The organism is Streptomyces glaucescens (assembly GCF_002154375.1).
Classification (GTDB): domain Bacteria; phylum Actinomycetota; class Actinomycetes; order Streptomycetales; family Streptomycetaceae; genus Streptomyces; species Streptomyces glaucescens.
Genome location: NZ_MUND01000407.1, coordinates 1 through 8,993, shown reverse-complemented (window position 1 = coordinate 8,993; position 8,993 = coordinate 1). Strand labels below are relative to the sequence as shown.

General features: G+C 71.5%; 8 protein-coding genes and 3 tRNA genes. 5 read left to right on the top strand and 6 right to left on the bottom strand.

Features of this window, described 5'->3' with window-relative positions; all coding sequences use genetic code 11:
- Positions 1–27: 27 nt before the first annotated feature.
- From CCN42_RS25240 to CCN42_RS25225, 4 genes are all read right to left on the bottom strand, one after another.
- Positions 28–1,956: an ABC transporter ATP-binding protein gene (locus CCN42_RS25240; protein WP_086739051.1), complete on the bottom strand. Its 1,929-nt coding sequence runs from the start codon at positions 1,954–1,956 to the stop codon at positions 28–30.
- Positions 1,956–3,689 (bottom strand): ABC transporter ATP-binding protein, encoded by a 1,734-nt coding sequence (locus CCN42_RS25235; RefSeq protein ID WP_086739049.1) that lies wholly within the window; start codon positions 3,687–3,689, stop codon positions 1,956–1,958. The genes CCN42_RS25240 and CCN42_RS25235 overlap by 1 nt, the downstream gene beginning before the upstream one ends.
- Positions 3,690–3,797: 108 nt before the next feature.
- A complete protein-coding gene (locus CCN42_RS25230) occupies positions 3,798–5,249 on the bottom strand; it encodes a xylulokinase (RefSeq protein WP_086739047.1) in 1,452 nt (483 codons plus the stop codon).
- Between the two features lie 93 nt (positions 5,250–5,342).
- A complete protein-coding gene (locus tag CCN42_RS25225) occupies positions 5,343–5,615 on the bottom strand; it encodes a hypothetical protein (protein ID WP_086739045.1) in 273 nt (90 codons plus the stop codon).
- A gap of 167 nt (positions 5,616–5,782) precedes the next feature.
- On the opposite strand from CCN42_RS25225, the gene CCN42_RS25220 reads away from it, so the two are divergent.
- The 3 genes from CCN42_RS25220 (at position 5,783) to CCN42_RS25210 (ending at position 6,177) form a co-directional block, all read left to right on the top strand.
- A tRNA-Asn gene (locus CCN42_RS25220) sits at positions 5,783–5,855 on the top strand.
- Between the two features lie 5 nt (positions 5,856–5,860).
- Positions 5,861–5,933 (top strand) — tRNA-Asn (locus tag CCN42_RS25215).
- A 167-nt stretch (positions 5,934–6,100) separates the two neighbouring features.
- Positions 6,101–6,177 (top strand) — tRNA-Ile (locus tag CCN42_RS25210).
- 142 nt (positions 6,178–6,319) lie between these two features.
- Here CCN42_RS25210 and CCN42_RS25205 read toward each other — a convergent pair.
- Positions 6,320–6,871: an ANTAR domain-containing protein gene (locus CCN42_RS25205; protein WP_086739043.1), complete on the bottom strand. Its 552-nt coding sequence runs from the start codon at positions 6,869–6,871 to the stop codon at positions 6,320–6,322.
- Between the two features lie 189 nt (positions 6,872–7,060).
- On the opposite strand from CCN42_RS25205, the gene CCN42_RS25200 reads away from it, so the two are divergent.
- Both CCN42_RS25200 and CCN42_RS25195 read left to right on the top strand, forming a co-directional pair.
- Positions 7,061–7,366 (top strand): STAS domain-containing protein, encoded by a 306-nt coding sequence (locus CCN42_RS25200; protein ID WP_086739041.1) that lies wholly within the window; start codon positions 7,061–7,063, stop codon positions 7,364–7,366.
- A gap of 26 nt (positions 7,367–7,392) precedes the next feature.
- Complete coding sequence (locus tag CCN42_RS25195; RefSeq protein ID WP_086739053.1) at positions 7,393–8,346, top strand: sensor histidine kinase; 954 nt, start codon at positions 7,393–7,395, stop codon at positions 8,344–8,346.
- Positions 8,347–8,376: 30 nt separating this feature from the next.
- On the opposite strand, the gene CCN42_RS25190 is transcribed toward CCN42_RS25195, so the two are convergent.
- Positions 8,377–8,993, bottom strand: a 617-nt coding sequence (locus tag CCN42_RS25190) for a rod shape-determining protein (RefSeq protein WP_211294791.1), incomplete at its 5' end; no start/stop codon positions are given.

Here is an 8,993-nt window from a genome sequence, read left to right as displayed (position 1 = left end):
GCCGCCCGGCCGGGCGGCCCCTCCCGGTCAGTCCACCTCGGCCACCGCCTGCGCGAACTGCGCCTTGTACAGCCGCGCGTACGCCCCGTCCGCCGCCAGCAGTTCGGTGTGCGCGCCCTGCTCGACGATCGACCCGTTCTCCATCACCAGGATCGTGTCGGCGTCCCGGATGGTCGACAGCCGGTGCGCGATGACGAACGACGTCCGCCCGTGCGCCAGCTTGGCCATCGCCTTCTGGATCAGCACCTCGGTGCGGGTGTCGACGGAGCTGGTCGCCTCGTCGAGCACCAGGATCACCGGGTCGGACAGGAACGCCCGCGCGATGGTGATGAGCTGCTTCTCACCGGCGCTGACGCCCGAGCCCTCGTCGTCGATCACGGTGTCGTAGCCGTCGGGCAGGGTGCGGATGAACCGGTCGGCGTGGGCCGCCCGCGCCGCCTCCTCGATCTCGCCGCGGGTGACCTTCCGGGCCGCGCCGTAGGCGATGTTCTCCGCGATGGTGCCGCCGAACAGCCAGGTGTCCTGGAGCACCATGCCGATCCCGGCGCGCAGTTCGTCCCGGGACATCGTCGCTATGTCGACCCCGTCGAGCGTGATCCGCCCGCCGGACACCTCGTAGAACCGCATCAGCAGGTTCACCAGCGTGGTCTTGCCCGCGCCGGTCGGGCCGACGATCGCCACCGTCTGCCCCGGCTCCACGGTCAGCGTGAGGTCCTCGATCAGCGGCTTCTCCGGGTCGTAGCGGAAGGACACGCCCTCCAGCGCGACCCGCCCGCGCAGTTCCTCCGGCCGCACCCCGGGCACCGGGTCCGCCGACTGCTCCTCCGCGTCGAGGAGTTCGAAGATCCGCTCGGCCGACGCCACACCGGACTGCACCAGGTTCGCCATGGACGCGATCTGCGTCAGCGGCATCGAGAACTGCCGCGAGTACTGGATGAACGCCTGCACATCGCCGATCGACAGCGATCCCGAAGCCACCCGCAGCCCGCCGACGACGGCCACCAGCACGTAGTTCAGGTTGGACACGAACATCATCAGCGGCTGCATGACGCCGCTGTTGAACTGGGCCCTGAACCCGGCCTCGTACAGCGCCTCGTTCTGCTCGGCGAACTGCTGCGCCGACTCGTCCTGCCGCCCGAACACCTTCACCAGGGTGTGCCCGGTGTACATCTCCTCGATGTGCGCGTTGAGCGTGCCGGTGGAGCGCCACTGCTGCACGAAGTGCGGCTGCGACCGCTTGCCGACGTACGTCGCCACGTACAGCGACAGCGGCACCGTCACCAGGGCGACGAGCGCCAGGATCCACGACACCCAGAACATCATGGCGAGCACGCCGATGATGGTCAGCAGCGAGTTGATCAGCTGCCCCATCGACTGCTGCAGCGTCTGCCCGATGTTGTCGATGTCGTTGGTGGCGCGGGACAGCACCTCGCCGCGCTGCCGCTTGTCGAAGTACGACAGCGGCAGCCGGGACAGCTTCGTCTGCACGTCCTCGCGCATCCGGTACATCGTCCGGTTCACGACCCGGTTCACCAGCCGGGTCGCCACCGCCATCAGCAGCCCGGCGACCGCGAACACGGCGAGCGCGAACAGCAGCACGTTCCCGACGGCGGTGAAGTCGATGCCCTCGCCGGGGGTGAAGTCGGTGGAGCGGAGCATGTCGGCGATGTCCCCGTCGCCGCGCTCCCGCATCGCCTGGAGCGCCTGCTCCTTGGTGGCGCCCGGCTCCATCTCGCGGCCGACGATCCCCGCGAAGACCAGGTCGGTCGCCTCGCCGAGGATCTTCGGGCCGGCCACCGACAGGCCGACGCTGATCACCACGCAGAGCAGGAGCGCGTAGAGGGTGAACCGCTCCGGCCGGAACCGGGCGGCGAGCCGCCGGCCCGACCCCTTGAAGTCCAGCGAGCGGTGGTCCGGTCCGGTCCCGGCCATCATCCGCCCCATGGGCCCTGCCATCAGGCAGCCTCCGCTTCCGTCAGCTGGGAGAGCACGATCTCCCGGTAGGTCTCGTTGTCCGCCATCAGCTCGTGGTGCTGTCCGGTGCCGACCACCCGGCCCTCGTCGAGGACGACGATCCGGTCGGCGTCGCGGATGGTGGCCACCCGCTGGGCGACGATCACCACGGTCGCGTCGGCGGTCTCCCGGGCGAGCGCGGCGCGCAGGGCCGCGTCGGTGGCGTAGTCGAGGGCGGAGAAGGAGTCGTCGAAGAGGTAGATCTCCGGGCGCTGGACCAGGGTGCGCGCGATGGCGAGGCGCTGGCGCTGGCCGCCGGAGACGTTGGTGCCGCCCTGGGCGATGGGGGAGTCGAGGCCGTTCTCCAGCCGTTCCACGAAGTCCTTGGCCTGCGCCACCTCCAGCGCGTGCCACAGCTCCTCGTCGGTGGCGTCCGGGTTGCCGTAGCGCAGGTTGGTGGCGACCGTGCCCGCGAACAGGTACGGCTTCTGCGGGACCAGCCCGACGGTCTTCGCCAGCAGCTTCGGGTCGATGGTGCGCACGTCCTCGCCGTCCACGAGGACCTCTCCGTCGGTCGCGTCGAACAGCCGGGGCACCAGCCCCAGCAGGGTGGACTTGCCGCTGCCCGTCGAGCCGATCACCGCCGTGGTCTCGCCCGGGCGGGCGGTCAGGCCGATGCCCTTGAGAACCGGCTCCTCGGCGCCGGGATAGCGGAAGCCCGCCCCCCGGATCTCCAGGTGCCCGTGCCGGCGCAGCTCCGTCACCGGCGCCGTCGGCGGGACCACGCTGGAGGAGGTGTCCAGCACCTCCTGGATGCGCTCGGCGCAGACCTCCGCGCGCGGCACCATCATGAACATGAAGGTGGCCATCATCACGGACATGACGATCTGCATGAGATAGGCGAGGAACGCGGTCAGATCACCGATCTGCATCCCGCCGCTGTCGATCCGGTGCGCGCCGAACCACACCACCGCGATGGACGACAGGTTCACCACCGTCATGACGATCGGGAACATCAGCGCGAGCAGATTGCCGGTGGCCAGCGACATGTCGGTCAGCTCGGCGTTCGCCCTCCTGAACCGCTGCTGCTCGTACTCGTCGCGGACGAAGGCGCGGATCACCCGGTTGCCGGTGATCTGCTCGCGCAGCACCCGGTTCACCGTGTCCAGCCGCTCCTGCATGGTCCGGAACAGCGGCCGCAGCCGGCGCACGATCAGCGTCACCGCGATGCCGAGCACCGGCACGACGGCGACCAGCACCCCCGACAGCGGCACATCGAGCCCCAGCGCCAGCACGATGCCGCCCGCACACATGATCGGCGCGGACACCATCAGGGTGAACGTCATCAGGGCCAGCATCTGCACCTGCTGGACGTCGTTGGTGGTCCGGGTGATCAGCGAGGGCGCGCCGAAGTGGCCGACCTCCCGGGCGGAGAAGGACTGCACCCGGTCGAAGACGGCGGCCCGCACGTCCCGGCCCAGCGCCGCGGCCGTACGCGCGCCGTAGTACACGGCACCGATGTTGCAGACGACCTGCGCGAGCGAGATGCCGATCATCACGGCGCCGAAGGACAGGATGTAGCCGGTGTCGCCGAGCACGACGCCGTTGTCGATGATGTCCGCGTTCAGGGTCGGCAGATAGAGGGTCGCGCAGGTCTGCAGGAACTGGAGCAGCACCAGCAGGGTGATGGGTTGTCGATAGGGCCTGAGATAGGTCCGCAGAAGTCGTATGAGCACGCTGGTCTCTCGGAGTCGGCGGCGGGAGGGGCCGGATGGTTGCCCCTGGCCCCTATCGTCGAACACTCCACCCGCGTTACCTCAACCGATTAACCCAACAGGCGGCCGTTACGCCCGGAACGCCCCCGGATGGGTCTGCTCCCGCACCGACACGAACTGCTGCCGCACCGCCTGCCCCACCGCCAGGTCCTCACCGGGCTCCAGCACCTGCGCCACCGCCCCCTGCCAGGCCGGCGGGGTGCGCGGGTCGAGCGTGCCCTGCGACACGCCCAACGCCCACGCGGCCTGCCGCGCGGCACCCAGGGCCGCGTAGTCGGCGGGCTGCGGCACGACGACCTGCGCGCCGAACAGGGAGGGCGCCGAGGCCTGCACGGCGGGCAGCTCGGCCGCCGGGCCCAGCAGGAAGATCCGCCGCACCTCCACGCCCCGCCCGCGCAGCACGTCCAGCGCGTCGGCCAGCCCGCACAGCATGCCCTCGAACGCGGCTCGCGCCAGATGCTCCGGCTTCATCGACTCCCGCCGCAGGCCCGCCAGCGTGCCCGCCGTGTGCGGCAGCGCCGGCGTCCGCTCGCCCTCCAGATACGGCAGCAGCACCAGCCCGTGGGCGCCCGGCGTCGACTTCAGCGCCAGATCGGACAGGCTCTCCAGATCCGGCAGGCCCAGCAGCTCGGCGGTGCCGCGCAGGGCGCGCACCGCGTTCAGCGTCGTCACGACCGGCAGATGCATCCCGGTCGCGTCGGCCAGCGAGGTGATCGTCCCCGTCGGATCGTGCAGCGCCTCGGGATGCACGGCCATCACGGACCCGGAGGCGCCGAGCGAGACGACCGCGTCCCCGAGGCCCAGCCCCAGCCCGAACGCGGCGGCCATGGTCTCCACGGTCCCGGCGGAGATCAGCAGCCCCTCCGGGGTCGTACCGGCCGCGTCCGACGGTCCGATCACCTCCGGCAGCATCGCCTGGTGGCCGAGGGCCAGCTCCACCAGCTCGGGCCGGTAGCCGCCGGCGGCCGCCGACCAGTAGCCGGTGCCGGAGGCGCCGCCGCGGTCGGTGGTCCTGCGCACCGGCCGGCCGAGCAGCTGCCAGACCAGCCAGTCGTGCGCCTGGAGCAGCACGGTGGTGCGCGCGGCGGCCTCCGGCTCGGTCTTCGCCAGCCAGCGCAGCTTGGTCACCGGGTGCGCGGCCTGCGGGACACAGCCCACGGCCTGCGCCCAGGCCTCCCGGCCGCCGAGCGCGTCGATCAGATCGGCCGCCGCGACCTGCGCCCGCTTGTCACCGCCGACCATGGCCGGGCGGACGGTGTTGCCCTGCGCGTCGAGCGGGACGACCGCGTTCGCCTGTGCGGAGACGCCGATCGCCTGGACGCCCTCCAGCAGGCCGCCGCCGGCCGCCTCGCCGAGCGACAGCAGCCACGACTGCGGGTCCATGTCGCTGGGGCGACCGCCGTCGGGGCTCTCCAACGGGTGCGGGGCATACCCCTGCCTGAGTACGGCCCCCGTGTCCGTGTCGCAGACGACGATCCGCGTGAAATCGGGTGAACTGTCCAGCCCGGCGACTATCCCCATGCAACAGATTGTGCCGTAGCGGTGCCTGTGGTCTGTCGGGGCGCGGGTGGTGCGGTTCGCCCGCGCCGTCCCCCGCGCCCCTCCACGGGATTCCTAGGTGGTGCTGGTGCCCCAGTCGTCGTCCTGGCCGTTGTGGCGGAAACGGTCGGGAACGCGGTCGCCGACCTTGTCGCTGACCACGTGATAGGCCTTGCCCGCGAACTGGCGGCCCTGCTGGGCGGCGCTCTCCGCGGTGTTGCGGACGGTTGGGTTCTGTGCGATCTGCCGGGCCGACTTCATCAGCTGTTCGTAGCGTTCGCGTCCGGCGCGTGTGCCGAGCACGTAGCCCAGAGCGAGTCCGACGACGAACGTGAGCCGGTAACGCATGGCGGCCACCCTTTCCTTGCGTAGTCCCTGGCACGGTTCCGGTGCGACATCCGGCCCGGAGGTACCGATTGGCGAAGCACCCCCCTGCTTGCGCTAATGTATGTGTCGCAGCGAGCGAGCGCCCCCTGGCGGATACCCAGGTAGCCACGTTCGATGCAACGAGGCATTCCTCCGTAGCTCAATTGGCAGAGCAGCCGGCTGTTAACCGGCAGGTTACTGGTTCGAGTCCAGTCGGGGGAGCTCGGTCCTCCGTAGCTCAATTGGCAGAGCAGCCGGCTGTTAACCGGCAGGTTACTGGTTCGAGTCCAGTCGGGGGAGCATGCTGAACGAGGACCCTCCGGGGTCCTTTTTCATGTCCGGTGGAACCGTCCGGGCCGTGGCGGAGTCCTCATGGTCGTGCGAAGCCGACCGTGCCGGAGCAGGAGATCGTATGAGCGGCTATGCTGCGGCAGACGGCGCGCACAAATGTGCGCGACGCGCCGTGAGGGGCGGTAGCTCAGCCGGTTAGAGCAGCGGACTCATAATCCGTCGGCCGTGGGTTCGAGTCCCACCCGCCCCACCACCGCAGGGTGGTGCAGGAACGTTCTGACCTGCATCAACCCTGCACCCTCGGGTCGGGGGAACGGGGCATCGACACGCCCGGGACCGGCTGCTCGCCCGATGCTCGCCCGCGGTGCGGGAGGGGTGGCTCCGCACACCCGTACTCATCCGCGGACGCGCGCGACCGCCGTCCGCAGGGCCCGATCGACATCCTCCGGAGGCGCCGTGGACGCGTCCTCCGCGCTCGCGGTGACCGACGCGGCGACCGTGCGAAGCTTTGTGTTGGAGAGCTGGGAGGCCTCGCGCAGGATCTCCCAGGCCTCGTGGGAGGTGCAGGCGTGGGTGGCCATCAGGATGCCGCGGGCCTGGTCGATGACCGGGCGCGTCGCCATCGCGCGACGCAGCTGCTCCACCTCCCGGCACAGCTCCCAGAAGTCCCGCGGCTGGCCGCGCCAGTTCACCGCCGCCACGGGGATCATGTGGCGCTCGCCGTACTCCCGCAGCAGGTCCAGGAAGCGGCGGCCGGCCGTGTCCATGAAGTCCACGCCGGACATGTCCACTTCGACGCGGCGGATGCCGGCGGGCAGCCCGGCCAGCGCCCGGGCCAGCGCCTCGTCGCAGCCGTGCACGAGCTCGCCGCGCACGGCGAGCAGGGCCCGGCCGGTGTCGTCCGTACGGCTCTCGATGATCAGCGGGTTCGACTCGGCGTTCCTCACAAGCGTCCTCGACTCAACTGTTCTCGTCCGTTCGGCTCAACCGTTCTCAACCGTCGGGCGTCTCTCTTCGCGGTACCGTGCGCCTTCCCGGCGCGAGGCGCGGTACACCCGTCCCCGGCGGCGGGCCGGGCATGGTCCCCGCCGGGCGCGGGTACGAGCGTTGACGTCCGGGAGAGTGGGGGAGGCGGCGTGCCGTTGACAATTTCCCCGCTGGCCGAACGGCGCGGTGTGCGGGCGGCCGGCGAAGTGGGGCTCTCCACCCGCCAGGTCTGGGAGCGGGCGCTGGAGGGGATCGTGCAGCAGGGCGAGGAGGTGTGCCATGTGGAGCTGTCCGCCGTGACCTTCGTCGATGTCGCGGGTGCCGGGGCGCTCGTGGCCGCCGCCCGGCGGCTGCCCCCCGACAGCCGGCTCGTGCTGCACCGGCCGCCGCCTGCCCTGTGCCGCACCCTGGAACTGCTCTGGCCCGGCTTCCCGGCGATCGAGGTGTCGATGTGACTGCCGATGCCATGGGCGGCGATGCCATGGGAGCCCGAACCGTGCACCGCGCCGAGGACCCGTTCGTCCACCCCGCCCTCTTCTACGGTGACGAGCGGGAGTACCTGGCCGGCACCGTCCCCTTCGTCCTCGACGGCCTCGCCGCCGGGGAGCCGGTCGCCGTCGCCGTCCCCGGAGAGCGGCTGCGGCTGATCCGGGAAGGGCTGGGCGACGCCGCCGCGGACGTGCGGCTGCTCGACATGCGCGAGGCGGGCCGCAACCCCGGCCGGATCATCCCCGGTGTACTGCGCGCCTTCGCCGACGCCCAGCCGGACGGCCGACGGGTGCGGATCATCGGCGAGCCGATCTGGGCGGGCCGCTCCGCCACCGAGTACCCGGCCTGTGTCCAGCACGAGGCGCTGATCAACGCCGCCTTCACCGGCCGCGCCGTGACCATCCTGTGCCCGTACGACCTGAACCGCCTCGACGCCGACGTGCTCGCCGACGCCTACGCCACCCACCCCACGGTCGTGCACGCGGGCACCGGCACGACGGCGCAACGGATCAGCGACGCCTACGACCCCGACGGTGTCGTGGCCCGCTACAACGAGCCGCTGCCCGTCGTGGCCGACGCGCTGACGTTCACGTTCGACGCCGAGACACTGCCCGACGCCCGGCACACCGTCACCGCCGAGGCCGAGCGCCTCGGCCTCACCGGCATCCGGCTCGGCGACCTGGCCCTCGTCACCGCCGAGCTGACCACCAACAGCGTGGTGCACGGCGGCGGCACCGGCACCGTGCGGGTGTGGGCGCAGGACCGGTACGTGGTGTGCGAGGTGCGCGACAAGGGCCGCCTCGCGGACCCGCTGGCCGGACGCCGGCCCGCCCCGCAGGACCAGCGCGGCGGACGCGGACTGCTGCTGGTGAACCTCGTCGCCGACCTGGTGCGGCTGCACAACGGGGACGAGGGCACGACCGTGCGCTGCTGGTTCGCGCTCTGACCCGGACCCCGGCCGGGACGCACCGGTGCCTCAGGGCGCCAGCGGGTCCAGGACCAGCGGCTCGATCTTGCCCTCCAGCATCGCGCCCAGCCCCTGCACCGCGCACACGTCGGGCCGCTCGGCGATGTGCACCGGCATCCCCGTCGCCTGACGCAGCATCTGGTCGAGCCCCGGCAGCAGCGCACTCCCGCCGACCATCATGATCCCCCGGTCGGCGAGGTCCGCGACCAGGTCCGGCGGGCAGTCCCGCAGCACCTTGCCGATCCCGTCGAGCACCGCGGTCAGCGGAGTCTGGATGGCGTCCCGTACCGCCGCGGTGTCCACCTGCACCGACCGGGCGAGACCCGTCGCCACGTCCCGCCCGTGGATCTCCGTGGACGCCGGGCCGTGGGGGGTCAGGCCGTTCCCGGACAGGGCGACGTGCAGCGGCCGTACCGACTGACTCGGCAGCATCAGCTCGTGCTCGTGCCGCAGATGCTGCACGATCGCGTGATCCACGGCCTCGCCGCCCACCGGAATCCGCACCGCGGTGACGATCGACCCGAGGGACAGCACCGCGACCTGCGTGGCCGCCGCGCCGCACACCAGCACCATCGTCGCCTCCGGCTGCTCCACCGGCAGCCCGCAGCCGACGGCCGCGGCGATCA